Source organism: Sphingobacterium sp. 18053 (assembly GCF_902706145.1).
In the GTDB taxonomy this organism is placed as follows: Bacteria; Bacteroidota; Bacteroidia; order Sphingobacteriales; family Sphingobacteriaceae; genus Sphingobacterium; species Sphingobacterium paramultivorum.
Genome location: NZ_CACSJW010000010.1, coordinates 285,113 through 302,618, shown reverse-complemented (window position 1 = coordinate 302,618; position 17,506 = coordinate 285,113). Strand labels below are relative to the sequence as shown.

Sequence of the window (17,506 nt, the reverse complement as noted above, 5' to 3'; positions counted from 1 at the left end):
TTGGGTTATGATAAACTTTAAAAACTTAAAAGTAGTTGTTACCGTATTTGGCTTGGTATACTCTTGTTCACTTTTCGCGCAGGACAACTGGAAACATACAGAAAACGACCGCAAGGTGGCTGTGGATGTTGATAGTATCAGTAAAGGCGGTTATACCCTAATTTGGATAAATAAAGACAAAGATTTTAGTGCTCCTTTAAAAGAAAGGTTGGTGGCGGCATATTTTACAAACTATCCTAAACTAGCCAAGAAATATAATAAAAAGACCATAAAAAAGGTGTCTTTCGTTATTGATCCGGACTATAAAGGTGTGGCAGCAACAGCGGGCGGGATCGTCCGTTACAGTCCAGCTTGGTTTGCCAAAAATCCGGGCGATATTGATGTGGTTACCCATGAGGTAATGCATATTGTCCAAGCATACCCCGATGGGGCAGGCCCTTGGTGGATTACCGAGGGGATAGCCGATTTTGTGCGATTTGATGATGGAATAGATAATGCTGGAGCAAATTGGAAGCTGCCAGAATATAACGAAAAGCAGAAATATACAGATTCTTATCGTATTACAGCGCGCTTTTTGTACTGGATCAATCTACATGTAAAGAAGGATTTTGTCAAAAAATTGGATGCGGCTATGCGTAGCAAAAGCTATAGTGATGCTTTTTGGAAAGTGGAGACGGGTAAAACTATTGATGAGCTGTGGGCCGATTATAGCCAAAATCCCAAACTATAATTCATAAGCGATGAATATCAGAAGTTTAGTCTTTTTGGGATTAATTAGTGTCCCATATTTATTAAAGGCACAAGAAACTAAATTAGTTCAGTATGTCAAACCTCTCATCGGTACGGCGAAAATGGGGCATACTTTTCCGGGGGCGACAGTTCCATTCGGTGCTGTACAATTAAGCCCTGATACGGATACATTATCGTATGCTGTTAATGGGCGGTATAACGGCGATGTTTATAAATATTGTGCTGGTTATCAATATGATGATCCGACGATTGTTGGGTTTAGTCATACGCATTTTAGTGGCACAGGTCACTCCGATCTTGGTGATATACAGATCATGCCGACACAAGGAAAAGTCCAATTAAACCCGGGTACAGCTGATCGACCACAAGATGGTTATCGATCTCCATATTCGCATGCCAATGAACGGGCTGAGGCCAACTATTACAGTGTTTTACTGGATAAACATCAGATTAAAGCTGAATTAACGACAACAACACGTGTAGGACTGCACCGTTATACGTTCAAAGAATCGGATGCTTCACATCTTATTGTAGACTTAACTGCTGGGATCTATAATTATGACGGCAAGAATGTTTGGACCGTTGTCAAGGTCCTGAACGATTCAACCCTGGTAGGCTACCGCCAGACAAACGGTTGGTCAAGAACCCGCACCGTATACTTCGCAATAAAGACATCAAAAGCTTTTAAGAATTACGGCGCCAAATATGAAGATGGAAAATCTGTCTATAATGGTTTCTGGCGTAAGTTTGATCAACAGAACAATTTCCCTGATCTTGCAGCACACAATATTAAGCTTCACTTGGATTTTGATACAAAAGCACAAGAAGCCATCCTCCTGAAAGTAGCTTTAAGTCCAGTAAGTATGAAGAATGCATTGGCCAATATGGAGGCTGAGGCTCCGGACTGGAATTTTGACGGCTACGTTAAGCAAGGGCAAAACGCCTGGGAAAAGGAGTTGCATAAAATAGAAGCTGAAATGTTGAACAAGGAAGACCTTGTTAATTTTTATACAGCTATGTACCATGCAAGCTTAATGCCGACGGTGTATATGGACAGCAATGGTGAGTATAAAGGGTTGGACCAGGAGGTGCACCGCGCTGAAGGCTTTACGAATTATACCTCATTTTCTTTATGGGATACCTTTAGGGCCTTTCATCCGCTGTTGAATCTAATAAACCCTTCTCGTAATGCAGATATTGTGGCATCCATGATGGCTCATTATGATCAGAGTGTATTGAAAATGTTGCCGATCTGGTCGCATTATGCAAATGATAACTGGTGCATGAGTGGCTATCATTCCGTATCGGTTATTGTTGATGCTATCCTCAAAGGTGTTTACAAAGGTGATTCGGAAGCCGCGTTAGCAGCTTGTGTACAAACAGCAAATAAACGTCAGTATGAGGGTATTGGGGCTTACATAGATAAGGGATATGTTCCTGCAGATGTATCGGGAACATCTGTTTCTAATACATTGGAATATGCGTATGACGATTGGTGTATCGCGCAATTAGCGAAAAAATTGGGAAAAGAGGATATTTACACGACTTTTTCCAAAAGGGCTGAAAGTTGGAAATCACTCTATGATTCCGCTATTGGATTTATGCGTCCGAAGAATTCAGCGGGTAAATTTCAGGAGAAATTTGATGTTTTGGATACACATGGACAAGGATTTATTGAAGGTAATTCATGGAATTACAGCCTGTATGTACCGCATCAACCTACTGAAATGATGGCATTAATGGGAGGCAAAAAACGTTTAGAGTCTTATTTGGATTCACTGTTTACCATGGAATTACCGGATAAATATTTTGAACATACGGAGGATATTACCCGGGATGGCATTATCGGAAATTACGTGCACGGAAATGAGCCTTCACATCACGTGGCATACTTGTACAATATCACCAAAAGCCCCTGGAAAACTCAGGCACGTGTAAGACAGATCATACGGAATCAGTATCATAATGGTCATGCGGGCTTAGGGGGAAATGATGACTGTGGACAAATGTCTGCTTGGTATTTATTTACTGCATTAGGCTTCTATCCGGTGGCACCTGGGGAAGATAACTATTGGATTGGCAGTCCTTTGGTAAAATCGGCAAAGGTTAATCTTGAAAACGGACGCAGTCTTTCTATAGTTGCCCGTAACCAGTCTGAGAAGAATGTTTACGTTAAATCCGTTTCTTTAAACGGGCGGAAATTGGCTGATTTGCTACTACCCTATAGCAGCATTATAAATGGCGGTGAATTAATCTTCGAGATGAGTAATAAACCGAACAAATAATAGTAACGATAGATTACTATAATAAAAACCCCTCTTTTACGAGGGGTTTTTATTTTTTTCCTACAATCTGAATGAGTAGTGCTAGCAAGCTGGTATTCATATGATTGCTAAGCTGTCCATTCGTTTTTAAATTCGTTTGTGCCATGAAGTTACAATTGGAAAAAAAAATTAATTTAAAATTCCATTTTAGCAAAATCATATTTTTTCTACGTAAAAAACCAGTTTTTAAGCTATAAATTGCTTAATGTTAGTGACTAAACCAGTTTAGCAAATAAAGAAAATTTCACTGATAATTTTTTTTTCTCATTTTTCTATATATCTTCAATATAACCAAGAGAGATAAGTGCTGACCAATTAAGCAAACCGACTCGTTTTGACATTTCATTATGTTGTGTTATGCTAAAACGTTTTTATATTTTAAACTTAAAACCTTAAATTATGATGTTAATCCTATTTGATACTGCGTAATATCAATTTTGGATGGGAATCGACCAATTTTCCTATCCCGAAAAATCAATGAATTTTCACCTCTTTTTTGAGGTGATTTTAACCAGTTATAGTAGAAAAGTAAAAATAACCTAATTATATATCATTCATATGCACATGATAAAAAAAAGGTATTTGGATAGGCTTATTCTTTTAGGGTGGTCCTGTGCCTGTTATTCTTTTGCTTTTGGTCAAGATAAGGTGTTATCACCATCCGATAGTCTTAAGCTTCAGATTGGAACTTCAAAATTGGATTCAGTATTTCAGATTAAGACTAGCCAAGTAAATCCAATAGAAATAAAAAAACAGGCGTTATTACCTTACTCTTCCTTAGCACAATACCTAAAAGGAAATAATACTGGGCTTTATGTAACTGAACCTTCCGGGGAATCGGGTACCAAGCAGCCAATGTATTTTCGTGGTATTTCGAGGCCATTGTTCTCTGATATTGACGTATTTCAGAATCAGCCATTAGTTGTTGTGGACGGAGTTCCTTTGGTTGGAGAACACCCCTTTGCTTATGCCGTTCAAACCTATAACCTAGAGCGTATTGGCCCGGCTACCAATTTATTAGCGAATATTAATATAGACATGGTTAAGTCTATTGAAGTATTAAAAGATGTTGCCGCGATTGCGATGTATGGGCCTAACGCTGCAAACGGAGCTATAGTTGTTCGTACGAAAGAGTATAAAGCGGATAAAAGCAACCGGATAGCGGTCAATATGTATACGGGTTTGGCCGAGCGTCCACATGTCACAACAATTAATGGCGAATACGAAAATAAATTCAGAAAGCAGTTTTATGATCTGTATACTTCCAATGGCAAATATAATGACGGCGATTCATACCCTGTGTATTTAAGTGACTCGCTCAACATGAATTATTTTGGAAAATCCGATTGGACGGACTCTTATTACAATAGTGGTTTAGTTTACAATTTGAATGCAAATTTATCAGGTGGTGGGCCACGTGCAAATTTTCAATTTGCAGCGGGCTCAACACAGGATAAAGGCGTGGCTGATCAGGTAAAATTGAATAAATATTATGCTTTGTTTGGGCTGAATATGCGGCCGATGACTTGGCTGACGTTCTCCATGCAGGCAAATATAGCTCGACTCGATCGTAATCGTAATCTGAACCTGCGGGATAGGTTTGCCCAGTTAGCCTATTTTCCGGATCTGTCGGCACCCTTGTCACCCAATAAGGAGGTCTACAATGAGTATTTAAGTTATTATAAAAAGGGCTTTGATAACAACAAGACGAACGTTGTGCAGGGGTACGGAAAGCTGCAGTTTGATTTTGGAAACTTTCATTTTCTTTCGACAGGAATGCTCGATTATAATGAGGGCTATAGGGACCAATTCTATCATAGTAAGCTGATGGAATCCAATAATTTTGCGTCAAACTACTATGGCTATAATCAGCGGGCAGTATTTGACAATAAGGCTTTTTATGATTGGAATATTAATGAAAAGAATAAGATAAATCTATTGGTCGGCAATAGTTTGCAATGGGATACCTATCGCTACAACTATGCTTATGCTTATAAGGGAGTGAATGATTTCATTAAGGTGAATCTGTTGGAAGATGATGCGCTTAAATCAAATTATCTCGAAGCTACTGCATATCCTAAGGCGCTTATATTTAAATTTTTAGATCGCATTCGTCATAACCTGGTCTCATTTTATGGAAAAGCGACCTATAACTATGGCGATAAGGTTGAGACGTCTCTCTTACTGCGTTCTGATGGATCTTCTAATGCACAACCGGATGCTCGCTGGATTTTTACGCCTTCATTGTCTATAAATTGGAATATCAAGAATAGTTATTTTAATACCAATACTAGTCTGAAAGACCTTACTGCTCGTTTCAGTGTTGGACGTATTGGCTTGAACAATGTGTTTGATGATTTTGCACAAGGTCCCAATTATGTCGCTCAAATGGGCTTTACGGGTAATCAGCTTATCGCTGGTTATAATGCGATTGCAGGGTTGGTAAGACCTTATGAGTCGGGATGGGTTGGATACAATATTCCTTGGGCCTACATAGACCAAGGCAATCTGGGCCTGGATTATGCCATTCAAAAGAAAAATTTTCATGTTTCCCTTGATGTCTATGTGAAACAGACAAAAAACCAGTTGATTAACGTTCCATCTTATAGCGAATATGGCTATAAATCGAGCTATGCAGCAGGAATGAATGTGCAGAATTTAGGTGCAGAATTGACTGTTGGGCTTGATCCGGTTCAATCAGATAATTTTAAATGGTCTACGGCACTGAATGTATCCCATAATCAAAATAAATTAAAGGCATTGCCTAATGGTCTAGATCGGCTCGTGATAGGGAATAATCTTTTGGAGGTCGGCAAGCCATTAGACCAGTATTGGCTACTTGCTAATGAAGGTATTTACAGGACAGATGCAGATGTTCCTCAGGGAATGACCTACAATGCGATCCAGTTACGTGCGGGTGATCCGATTTGGAAAGATCGAAATGGCGACAATACAATCAATGATGAGGATCGGAAATTGCAAGGCCATCGTTTACCTGCTGTATTTGGTAATTGGTATAACAATTTTGTGTTTGGAAAATGGGACCTGGGGATCAATATGTACTATAATATTGGTCGACAACTCATTAACCAAGAAATGGCTAATCGGTTTGATTTTATCAATAATGAAGGGGCGAAAAATCTAGATGCTATCAAAGAGATTACGTATTGGGAAAAAAGGGGTGATTACAGTAAATATCCACTGTATAACCCGTGGAGTACTGTTATAGCTTATCAGGCCGATCAAGATCTTTTCTTAGAGAATGCTTCATTTGTTAAAATAAGGGCGGTCACTTTGGGCTATAACTTAACTTCTCTTGTGGCGGGCCGAACTCAGGCCATTAAAAATGCATATGCCTACGTATCTGCGAATAATGTTGCTACGATTACATCTTATAGTGGAGTGGACCCTGAGATTGTAGATTACACAGGTTATGATATTGGGTCAAAGATGAGGATACCACGAATTTATACGCTAGGAATAAAAGTTGACTTTTAAACGTAAAGAAATGAAAAGATATCACCTCATATTGAGTGTTTTGTTGCTTTTCTTATTGCTTCTGGGAGGCTGTAAGAAAATGCTGGATATAGATTCCTCTCGTACGGTCAAGGAAGAGAACATGTGGAATACTTTGGAGGACACGCGCGCAGGTTTGATGGGAATTTATGGTTTAACCAAAGCGGCTTTGGACGATAATAATGCGTATTGGTTATATGGAGAAGTTCGGGCGGGAGATTTCGAAAGCCCTAATCGGCAGGATCTCAAAGCAATTATTAAGAATGACCTCAAAGCGAATTATGAATCGCTGAATGCATTATCGAATTGGAGACGGTGGTTTGCGGTAGTTAATGCCGCTAATATTTTTATGGAGCGTGCATCGGGAGTAAGAGAAAAAGACATGCGCTACACCGAAAATAATTTGGTAGTAGATGTTGCTCAGGCTCGATTTCTACGTGCTTACGCTTATTTTAATATGGTCCGTATTTGGGGTGATGTACCCCTAATACTAAATTCCCATGACGGAAATTTTGAGAATAAGCCCAAGGAAGATCGGTTAAAACTGTATGCTTGGATTGAAAAAGAAATGTATGATGCAGCGCAATTATTGCCTTATTCCTATAGTACCGGTGATGAACAGCAAATTGGCAACTATTACAATGAGGCCTCTTCAAGATGGAATGGTGCTTTGGTTAGGAAGCTTTCTGTCTATGCTATTCTTGCACATTTGGCGGCATGGCAAGCTAATTATGCTGATGCGGCTTCTTATTCACAATTTGTGATGGATAATTATAGTAAAGGAGGTGCCTATTATTTGTCTACTTCGTTTTTAACGGAGGGCAATGGTTTTTTCTTTGAGAAACGGTCCGAGCAGATGTTCTCATTTCCTTACATATGGGCCCATGTGGAGGCATCGTTTACAGGGCATATTGAAGAATTGACACTGGCTGCTCCTGTTGTCAACAAGTCGGTGCCAGATATTTATATGCCGAAAGAAACGATTTTAAAAACTTTTAATGAGAAGAAGGATCAGCGCTTTAGTATTGATACACTAGGTAGCCCCACTACTGAAGTGTATTTCAGAAACTTCAATGGTAAGTATCCAATCTTTAGTAAAATCAAGTGTATCATGGGAGGTTCTTCCGATCCTACTTTTCGCATTTTTACCAGTGCGACTGTACTCACACGTTTGGAAGATATCACGCTTTTGCGGGCGGAATCTTTAGCCGTGTTGGGTGAAAAATCTACTGCCATTGAACTTCTAAATGAGATTAGGGAACGAAGGGGGCTTAAAGTTTATAGTGAAACGACAAATGGAGATCTGGTAGATGCCATTTTTTTAGAACGAAAGAGAGAATTGATGGGTGAAGGGCACCGCTGGTATGATATGATTCGGCGGGAGAAGATCAAACATGACAATCCTCAGTTGGCACAATTGATAGCCAATGATGGAATCTATTGGCCAATTGCTCGAGAGATTCTAACACAAAATAAGTTGATCGAACAAAATGCTTATTGGAAGTAAAGGAGTTAATTATGAGAAATAACCTATTTGTACGTGGTGTATATGCACTCTTAATGACAGCCCTGCTGTATGCTTGTGCCAAGGATAAAGGCTATTATTCGCCCATATCCCAGGAGCCGGTGTTTAAAGGCAATTTATATAGCTACCTTAAAAGTAAACCTGGTGTGTATGACTCTTTGGTTAAGGTCATCGATAGAATCGGTCTCCAAAAGAAATTGGAAGATAGTACAGTAACACTGTTTGCGCTAACTAATGCCAATTTTCAATTGGCTATTCAAAACCTGAATAATACATTGAGTGTGTCTGACAAGCCTGCACAATACCTGAACTCGGTCAAGTATGAAATACTGGATTCTTTGTTATGCCAATATATTATCCAAGGAAAAATTGCGAGCGATTCCCTTAATAGTCAGGATGGAAAGGATGTATTGGGAATTCGCTATGGCTATCCAATGCATATTGGGCTGAACAAACAATCTTCATCTGGCTATATGAATGGCGGCCCTACGATTGTTGACCTGTCCGATACAAGAAGATCTGTTTTCAATCGTAACTGGGTAACGACTGAAACCAGTTCGTTAAATATCCAAACAGATAATGCCGTTGTTCATGTGTTGAACCCAGACCATGTATTTGGATTTAACAAGTTTGTTAGTCAGATCATTTACATCCCACCGCCAGAAAATCTTTTCATAAAATTCAAAGGACAGGGCTCTGCATCGAAAGAAACTTCAGGTGGGCCCAATGCAGTAGAAGCATCAAAATATGTATTCGATGGTAATCCAGAAACAAAGTTCTTTTTATCAAGTCCTGGGCAGTTCTATCTGCAGTGGGATTTTCCTGTCGAAGTACTTGCCAACAGTTACACACTCCGCTCAGCTAATGATATTCAAGACCGAGATCCAACAGACTGGACTTTGCAGGGGCTTGATGGAGAAAGTGGGAAATGGATCTTATTGGACTCTCGACAAGGGGAGGAGTTTGACGAGAGGTTTCAATTGCGCGTATTCTTTTTTACAAATACGAAGACGTACAAAGCTTATCGTTTGAATATTGCACGCATGTACGGTGGTAACGATTTCCAGTTGGCAGATTGGACAATGAATCGTAATCAATAACCAATTTAAGAATGTATGGACATGAAAATTGCTAGAAAATTTAACACAATAAATAAGACATGCAACTTGGGACTGCTCATCTTGATGTGCGTCGGCTTAAATGGATGTAAAAAGCTTTACAATTTACCTGATGAAAAGGAATTTTTAAGTGTCAACTTGACTTACGACGGAAAATCTTTTTATCCCATCTTGGGAAGAACCTCGCTGATGGGGAATATTAATACCGATCATTCGACCACACCGCTACGATTTGAAATTGTTAATCCCCGTTATGGTGATGGGCGTCCTTACAAGGACCTTTTCGAAGTAAAACCTGTCTATCGGTGGATATACCGTTACGATGGTACTGAAAAGAACTTGGAAGAAATTGAGGCCAAGCGCCAGTTGGTGTATCGCCCTCTTTTTGAGGTAGATTCTACAGGTAGCTTTATTTTGTGGAATTCTTCGACAAACGAGTTGATCGAGCCGCGCTCAAAAGACAGTATAGATCTGGTGCAGAATATACGATATTTTGATCTAAAGGTCTCCAATTCGGGTGGGTCTACAGTGATCAAGGATTTTATGATCCTGCCATGGCGTGTTCAGGACTATGAACCTTATTCGGATAAAAATCCATATAATGGCGAAACTGCTCCTGATCCAAATGACCCTAAAAATCCAAACAAGAAAAGCTATATCTGGCCTTCCTATATGAATGGGGTGTATGGGGAATCTTCCAATCAGTTATTACGCACGGATGATCAGTTTAAAGATCTGGTTGTCTATATCCGCAGATTTACTGGAGGGAATGGACATAATTTGCGCTTTGTCTTTTTGAATAAAAATGGAGAACCGATAAATCCGGATAGTTTTAATGAAACAAAGTGGAATGAACTGGTGCATGGTTTTAACATGAAAAAAACCTCTACTTATGTGCAATATGATGTAGCTTATCCAATTCCCTTAACAAGTTTCCCAACAAAGTATAGCAATGGGAACAGTGCAAAGGTCGATTTTTCCTATTCCAGAAAGGGATTTGGCGGCGGTTTAATTACGGCCAATTTTGGGTTGAACTTTAAAATTTTTACCAAAGGAGATTGGGAGATTGTTTTCCATTTTCAAAGGGAGAATCCACGATTTGATAATGAATAATTGAAAAAGTTATGCAATTTAAGATATTTTATAACAGCTGCATGCTGTTGATATTGTGTGTGTTTCTTTCTACAAAGGTTTTTGCACAGACAGTCATTATGTCTGGTAAGGTAACAGATAATAAAGGGAGGCCGCTGGCGGGTGTTACAGTACGTTTTGGCAAATCTGGAAAGGAAGCGACCTCGACAAATTCCTCGGGGGCATTTAGCTTAACAACGGCAACCGGAACTTCCGTTGCCTTTAGATTAATTGGTTATGATGGAACCACGATGACTGTGAAGGCCGACAGAAATGTAGTCGTTCAATTGAAGGAGATCGATAATCAAATGGATGAAGTTGTTGTTAGGGGGTATGTGAAGCGTCCAAGAGAGACAACTACAGGGTCCTCGACTAAGATCAGTGGAAAAGAAATTCAAGATATTCCATCGGCGAATGTGGAAAATTTGCTTCAAGGCAAGGTCGCAGGGTTAAATATACAGGTAAATACTGGAGCACCGGGATTTAGAGGATCCACACAGATCCGTGGACTTTCGACAATCAGTGTGACAGGTAGCGGTGATCAGTCATTTCTGACCCCCACCTCACCGTTGTATGTTATCGATGGCGTGCCAATGGATGCGGATAGAGCCAATGAACTTGGATTAAGCCAGCAGGGGCCAGGAATCAGTCCATTGTCATTAATTCCCCCTGAGGATATAGAAAGTATAGAGGTGCTTAAAGATGCGCAGGCTACATCGCTATATGGATCGTTGGCTGCCTATGGTGTGATCATTATCAATACGAAACGTGGTAATTCTGAGGTTCCCAGAGTCAGGTATACGGGCAATTTCTTCCTGAAAACGCCACCCCAGTTACGTCCAACTTTGGGAGGAAATCTAGAACGCCGTTTAAAGCTATTGCAGATCTACGGAAATGCGCTGTCGCAGGATGACCTGGACCGAATTTCACAAACCCCCATGTTATCGGATAGTTTGAACGCTTATTACAATAATTCAACCAATTGGCAGGACTTATTTTATGCGACAACCTACAACCAAACGCATAATGTCGCAATTGATGGGGGGAACCAGAAGTTAAACTATAAGGCGAACCTGAATTATTATAATGAAAATGGTATCATCAAAAATACGGGTTTTGATCGCTATATGACCAATATGCGATTTGAATATTATCCCAACGAGAAATTTAAATTTACAGCGCAGATAAGTGCTTCACTTGGCTCAAAAAGTAAGGGGAACGGGTTAGGTATTTTACAATCTGGTGTGGCAACAAACGGGATGGCATCAACGTTGTTGCCTGGTCCGTCTTTTTATCTGGCATCCTCAGGATATAATTCAGCATTGAAGACCCGAAATGATAATTCGTCTAAATCGATCAAGCCTTTCATTGAAGCATCCTATGAAATTATTCCAGGTTTGCGGGCAACAACAACAATGAGTTATGAGTCTACTTCCGATAATGAAAACACGTTTACACCAGCGGCAGCAAATGGTCAATTTGCACAAGTTTATGCTTATTATGGTCGATACAATTCATTGTATAATAGGAACTCTATCAATTATAGTCACACGTTTAATGAAAAGCATACCGTATTTTTCAATCTATTCAATGAGATTCGGACCTTGGAAAAACAAGCAAATGCAACTTTACAAGCCCGTACACCAAATGATCAATTTGAAGGACCTCTTGGATTTGATGGCTATTTTTCCAAAGGAGGAGGATTATTGCGCCGTGGATTCGGAAAAGAAAGAGGATTATCTTTTGCAATCGCTGGAACTTACGATTACATGAAGAAGTATGTGGTAGACCTCTCTTACAGAATGGATGGGTCGTCACAGAATGGATTTGGAAACCTGTATACCAAAAATCCTGCTGTTGGTCTTCGATGGAATGCCTATCATGAGAATTTCTTGAGAGATGTGGACTGGATTAATTTGCTCTCCATTCGAACCAGTTGGGGGGTGAATGTTATGCCGAATAGTACCTTGGAGCGCGTTTACGGAAAATACGATATTGCAGGAAGCTATAATGATAAGATAGGCATCGGAATCAATTATGAACAAATTCCAAATCCTGATCTAAAACCGACAACAACAAGCCAGTATAACTTAGGTTTGGACCTCGCTTTCTTTCAAAATAGATTTGAATTGACTTATGACACGTATTATAAGAAAGTAAACAATATTCTATTTGAAGAACTACTTTCTTCGTCGCTCGGCTTTGAAAAGGTAAATAGCAACTCAGCTGCCATTGCCAATTATGGACATGAGTTATCTGTTATGTTAAGGCCTTTGACCGAAGGTCGTTTTACCATGTCCATAGGGGTAAACGGAGCCTATAACCGGGATGTTTTGTTAAAACTACCTGAGCATTATGGTGGGCAATTTGTCCGTTGGGAAAATATTGATAAATATAAGCAACACGTTGTTTTTAGAGTGGGAACCTCAACGATGTCCAACTACATGTTATTAAATAGAGGTGTATACAGCACAGATGCGGATGTACCGGTTGATCCGGCGACTGGACGACGTTATCGGATGGCCAATGGTACAGAATTTCAGGCGGGTGATCCCATTTTTGCAGATTTAGATGGCAACTATGTTTTAGATGAAAATGACTATGCCCGTACCGGGAATTCTCAACCATTGATTACCGGCGGTATGCAATTGAATTTTAATTACAATCATGAAACTCTCGGATCATTTGGTTTGAACTTATATGCGTCCTATACGGCAAAACGCACCATCTTGAATAATGCACTTGCCGAGCGACTGCAATTGATGAGCGATCCCTATGGTGATAGAGCGGTGGTTCCGTTAGATGATGTTAATATGTGGATGAAACCCGGCGATAATGCAAAGTATCCTTATGCTTACGATTTCAGAAGATACTCAAGTGTTAATCCGTTTCGGATGGATCAAGATCTCTGGGCTGAAGATGGGTCCTACTTTAAGTTAAATAGTGTGACACTGTCTTACATGTTTACAAAAAATGCTATCAGAAGATATGGACTTGAGCGTCTACGGGTATATGTTTCGGCTGAAAATATAAACACATTCTCCAAGTACAGTGGACCTAATCCCGAAAATGTAAGCACGATGGGTAGGGATGCTTCTGGTGGATACCCTGTTCCTAGGCAATATAATGTTGGTGTTAATATTGATTTCTAATCGAGCTGTACTATGAAAATAAAAAGAAATATAGGAAGAATAGCGTTTGTCATATTTCTATGTACAACCGTAATGATGGGCTGTAAGAAATTTCTGACGGTGGAGCCGATCGATAGGCTTACGGGTAACAATTTCTATCAGTCAAAGGAGGATGTAGAAGCAAATATAGCACGTATCTACAGTCAGTTTTTTGAAAAACTGAACGAGTCATGGGTAATCGGTGCCATTGGTGAGGCGAGGTCGGGAGAAATTTTTCCCGCCCCTACAGCTGGAACTGATCGAATGATACTTCGCGACCTAGGGACGAATGACATGAATGCTGTGTATAACAATACAATGAGTGGCGGTCGTTCCCAAGGTTATGCCATGTATAAGGTTTCTATCTGGGATACTTATTATAAGGTAATTCAGAGCTGTAATATTTTAATCTCCAAATTGGAAGAGGGAATTCCAGGTTTATCTGCTTCGGATAAAGATCGTTATAAAGCTGAAGCCACTTTTATGCGTTGTCTAAGTTACTTCTGGATGGTTCGTCTATATGGCGACGTGGTTTATTATACCGATGCATACTTCGCAAAGCAACTTCCACGTGAGGATATGGTTTCTGTAATTAGCAAAAGCATTGCCGACTTAGAATCTGTTAAAGATATTATGCCATGGACTTTTGGGGAGTCATCACAGCGTGGGGCCCGAGCAAGCCGGGGAAGCATTATCGCTTTGTTGATGCACATGAAGATGTGGAATGCGAATTTTGATTCGCCAAATGCAACGAAGTATTATGAAAGTGTGGCTAGCTTAGGTAAGGAGTTGCGTGCTAGTGGCGTTCACCGTCTGTACAAACTAACCCCCGAGGAGTGGGCTAAAGTCTCAAAAGGACGTACGGAGGAATCGCTGTTCGAATTCTACCGAACGATCAATTACGATGATCAGAACAATGCATATGCGCCTTTGTGGGATCATTTTTTACGTTGGCCATATAAGTTTCCTCGTTATAACCAGCAATTCAGCATTGCTTATTATTCCTCCATTTTCATGTACAGGATTTATCCGCTAAATGGTCCTGCAGATAAGCGAAAAGAGCTTTGGTATGAGGATATGTATGCGAATGATGGATTATTTGTTTTGAAGAAATTTGCAGCCAATGTCTTTGCGTCGGGAAATGAAGACTCTAATCCGGATAATACATTTATGATATTTCGTTATGCGGATGCGCTGTTATTAGAAGCGGAGGCGCTAGCTAATTTAGGTGCTGCACGTGAGGCTGAGGCAATCACAGTACTTAATATTGTTCGGGATCGGGCTGAAGCCCCTCGCTATGCTGGTGGTGGTACAGATCTTAAGAATTTTATTTTCGAAGAGCGTTGTCGTGAATTGATTGGCGAAGGGGCAAGATACTTTGATCTGATCCGGACCCGAAGAATACTAAATCCACAATGGACCATGAATCCCATGACAATTGATCAGTATAACCGTCGTGCGTGGACTTGGCCTTTGGATGCTTCAGCTAAAAATTTTAATTCAAAAATCGTGTTGAACGATTATTGGACAGGAGGAAATTAAATCAGTTTATTATGAGACAAGCTAAGATTATAGGATATGCCTTCATTACGATGTTACTGTTTGGCCTGGGATCATGCAAAAAGGATGCATATTATAAAGATGGCGGATTGGCGCAGGCAAAATTTGATGGCTCCATTATAGATTACCTGGATTCAAAACCAAGGGAATTTGATTCGATTGCCAAAATAATTAGGTTGGCAGGTTTGGAAGAAGATTTTAAGACCAAGGAATTTACTTTTTTTGCTCCGAGGGATGAAAATATAAAGAGGTTGATTGGTCGAGCGAAATCAAATTCCATTATCGATCAGTCAAGTGTTAATTGGTTGCTTTACAATTTAGGGCGAGATACCATCAAAACATTGGCAGATGTAGATAGTGCGATTTGGCGTAAGTATTTACGGCGTTATATGTTTAATGGAAAACGAAAATTAATGGACTATCCACAGATCGATTTTGATTTACTAAATGTCTATAAAGGACAAAATTACACCTCATTTGCAAATACAGTTTCCAATATAGGAGTTGTCTATAACGATGCAATAAATGATTCTGATAAAAACAATATCACCCGATTGAAATATATGGGGTACCGACAATTGTATATCTCCTATATTCCAGATATCAGTAGGCCAAATGAATGGCGGTCATGCCCGGTCGCTTCATCAGATATTCAACCTGATAATGGCGTTGTCCATGTAATCGATTATACCAAAGCTCAGTTCGGATTCAATCAGAGCGATATTCTATGGGATATATTAGAAAGTAAGCGTTAATAACAATAACCAGTTGTAGTTTAAATTATGAAAGTTATGTACAATACGATTTGGAAATTTACAGCCTTGTTGTTTGTTATTGCTCTTTTTTTGGGATGCAATAAGAATAATAAGATGTTTTCAGCTCCATATGAGGAAGGGCTACCGCCTTTGGATATAGAAATCAATCCAACCGATAAAATGCAACCAGAATCGGGTAAAACCGGAGTTGAGACAATCATGCGGATTAAAGGTTTAGATAAATATAAAGATAAAGCTATCATCCGATTTAACGGCGAGAAAGCACAGATTGTCGAGTTAACAGCAGATTATGTAAAGCTTAAGGTTCCGCCTTTTGCTAGTACGGGAGTGCTTTCTGTTGCAATTGATGATATTGTATTTTTTGGACCACAATTTACGGTTTTAGGAAATGTATCTATAGATCCAACTTTTCAAGTGGGGGTAGGAACAAATAATACCGTTTCTGATGTTCTTTTTTTGGAAGATGGCAAAATGATCTTTACAGGGGCCTTTACAAATTATAATAATAAAGGATCGATCCGGCCAATTAATCGTCTCGTCAGAACTTTTGCAGATGGAACGTATGATGCAAGCTTTCGTATAGGTACCGGCGCCAATAATTCGCTAAATAGCATTTTAAAATTAGGAAATTACTATTTTTTGGCAGGTTCTTTTTCGGGGTATGGGCAGCGTAATTCAGATATCAGCAATCTGACACGAATTTATACAACAGGAGCTATCGATACAATGGGCATTAAACCATTCCGACGTCCTGGGCAAATAGATACACTAAAGTATTATCCGACATTTAATGGTGGGTTTGATGGAAATATCGGAAATATTTATGAGTCTGAAGGAAAAATCTTAGCGACAGGAAATTTTAGATATTACATTCACCGCACCTATGATAAGCCAAATCGGCTTGAGACAAGAGATACCATTATTTTGGATAGTACAGAAATCAGGCATATCGCCCGATTGAATCTGGATGGTTCACTGGATAAGTCTTTTAGGTTTGGGGCAGATGGCAAAGCAATGGCTGGTGGAAATGGATCTGTAGCAACTGTCTATCATAATAGTGGGGCTTTAAAGGGGAAAATTTTAGCTTATGGTTCTTTCAATAGATTTGATGGACAATCCGCAGGATATATAACACGGTTAAATGCTGATGGAACATTAGATGCTACATTTAACCCTGGTGGAGTTGGAGCGGACTACAATGTGTCTTCGGTTACTTACAATAATGTCACGAATAAATATATGGTTGTTGGAGATTTTAGTAAATACAACGGTGTAGCTGCAATAAAAGTTATTATGTTGAATGCAAATGGAACAGTAGACCAAAGTTTCCAGGCCAAAACTTTTGAAGGTGGAAGTCCCTTCTATGCGATGCAATTAAATGATGGTTTAGTTGTCGTTTCGGGAGATTTTGCGCGCTATAGTAATATTGCCCGAAATGGCTTTATGATCCTGAATTCCAATGGAGAATTGAATGGAGATTATAACACTTCTGGTTATTTCTCTGGCTATATCAATAAAGTTGTCGAGACAAAAACAGAAGATGGCAAACGCGCATTACTTTTGATGGGCTTTTTTGGACGATTTAATAATGAAGAAGTACATAATCTGATTCGAATTAAATTGGAACAGTAACTTA

At 39.6% G+C, this 17,506-nt stretch carries 10 protein-coding genes; all 10 read left to right on the top strand.

Translation table 11 applies throughout. The features are described from left to right. Positions 1–7 precede the first annotated feature (7 nt). The 10 genes from GVK91_RS23285 (at position 8) to GVK91_RS23240 (ending at position 17,502) form a co-directional block, all read left to right on the top strand. The gene (locus GVK91_RS23285) at positions 8–730 is read left to right on the top strand and encodes a basic secretory protein-like protein (RefSeq protein WP_153844823.1); all 723 of its coding nucleotides are present in this window, start codon (positions 8–10) and stop codon (positions 728–730) included. Positions 731–740: 10 nt separating this feature from the next. Beyond that, positions 741–3,035: a GH92 family glycosyl hydrolase gene (locus GVK91_RS23280; protein ID WP_153844824.1), complete on the top strand. Its 2,295-nt coding sequence runs from the start codon at positions 741–743 to the stop codon at positions 3,033–3,035. 603 nt (positions 3,036–3,638) lie between these two features. After that, a complete protein-coding gene (locus GVK91_RS23275; protein ID WP_182330381.1) occupies positions 3,639–6,572 on the top strand; it encodes a SusC/RagA family TonB-linked outer membrane protein in 2,934 nt (977 codons plus the stop codon). A 10-nt stretch (positions 6,573–6,582) separates the two neighbouring features. Beyond that, on the top strand, positions 6,583–8,097 hold the full coding sequence (locus GVK91_RS23270; protein WP_153844826.1) for a RagB/SusD family nutrient uptake outer membrane protein: 1,515 nt from the start codon (positions 6,583–6,585) through the stop codon (positions 8,095–8,097). A gap of 11 nt (positions 8,098–8,108) precedes the next feature. Further along, positions 8,109–9,215 carry a fasciclin domain-containing protein gene (locus tag GVK91_RS23265; RefSeq protein ID WP_120333017.1) on the top strand — a complete coding sequence of 369 codons (1,107 nt, stop codon included), beginning with the start codon at positions 8,109–8,111 and terminating at the stop codon, positions 9,213–9,215. 21 nt (positions 9,216–9,236) lie between these two features. Then, a complete protein-coding gene (locus GVK91_RS23260) occupies positions 9,237–10,346 on the top strand; it encodes a DUF5007 domain-containing protein (protein WP_227550091.1) in 1,110 nt (369 codons plus the stop codon). Between the two features lie 11 nt (positions 10,347–10,357). After that, positions 10,358–13,516, top strand: coding sequence for a SusC/RagA family TonB-linked outer membrane protein (locus GVK91_RS23255; protein ID WP_153844828.1), 3,159 nt, complete (start codon positions 10,358–10,360; stop codon positions 13,514–13,516). Between the two features lie 12 nt (positions 13,517–13,528). Continuing rightward, positions 13,529–15,076: a RagB/SusD family nutrient uptake outer membrane protein gene (locus GVK91_RS23250; RefSeq protein WP_159731489.1), complete on the top strand. Its 1,548-nt coding sequence runs from the start codon at positions 13,529–13,531 to the stop codon at positions 15,074–15,076. An 11-nt stretch (positions 15,077–15,087) separates the two neighbouring features. Beyond that, positions 15,088–15,849: a fasciclin domain-containing protein gene (locus tag GVK91_RS23245; protein ID WP_153844830.1), complete on the top strand. Its 762-nt coding sequence runs from the start codon at positions 15,088–15,090 to the stop codon at positions 15,847–15,849. A 36-nt stretch (positions 15,850–15,885) separates the two neighbouring features. Beyond that, positions 15,886–17,502, top strand: coding sequence for a DUF5008 domain-containing protein (locus tag GVK91_RS23240; RefSeq protein ID WP_159731487.1), 1,617 nt, complete (start codon positions 15,886–15,888; stop codon positions 17,500–17,502). Positions 17,503–17,506 lie beyond the last annotated feature (4 nt).

Excerpts from the sequence above, each read along its gene's own strand:
- GVK91_RS23280 (WP_153844824.1), top strand. The coding sequence starts at position 741 with ATGAATATCAGAAGTTTAGTCTTTTTGGGATTAATTAGTGTCCCATAT.
- GVK91_RS23250 (WP_159731489.1), top strand. The coding sequence starts at position 13,529 with ATGAAAATAAAAAGAAATATAGGAAGAATAGCGTTTGTCATATTTCTA.
- GVK91_RS23255 (WP_153844828.1), top strand. The coding sequence starts at position 10,358 with ATGCAATTTAAGATATTTTATAACAGCTGCATGCTGTTGATATTGTGT.
- GVK91_RS23285 (WP_153844823.1), top strand. The coding sequence starts at position 8 with ATGATAAACTTTAAAAACTTAAAAGTAGTTGTTACCGTATTTGGCTTG.
- GVK91_RS23265 (WP_120333017.1), top strand. The coding sequence starts at position 8,109 with ATGAGAAATAACCTATTTGTACGTGGTGTATATGCACTCTTAATGACA.
- GVK91_RS23260 (WP_227550091.1), top strand. The coding sequence starts at position 9,237 with ATGAAAATTGCTAGAAAATTTAACACAATAAATAAGACATGCAACTTG.
- GVK91_RS23270 (WP_153844826.1), top strand. The coding sequence starts at position 6,583 with ATGAAAAGATATCACCTCATATTGAGTGTTTTGTTGCTTTTCTTATTG.
- GVK91_RS23245 (WP_153844830.1), top strand. The coding sequence starts at position 15,088 with ATGAGACAAGCTAAGATTATAGGATATGCCTTCATTACGATGTTACTG.
- GVK91_RS23275 (WP_182330381.1), top strand. The coding sequence starts at position 3,639 with ATGATAAAAAAAAGGTATTTGGATAGGCTTATTCTTTTAGGGTGGTCC.
- GVK91_RS23240 (WP_159731487.1), top strand. The coding sequence starts at position 15,886 with ATGTACAATACGATTTGGAAATTTACAGCCTTGTTGTTTGTTATTGCT.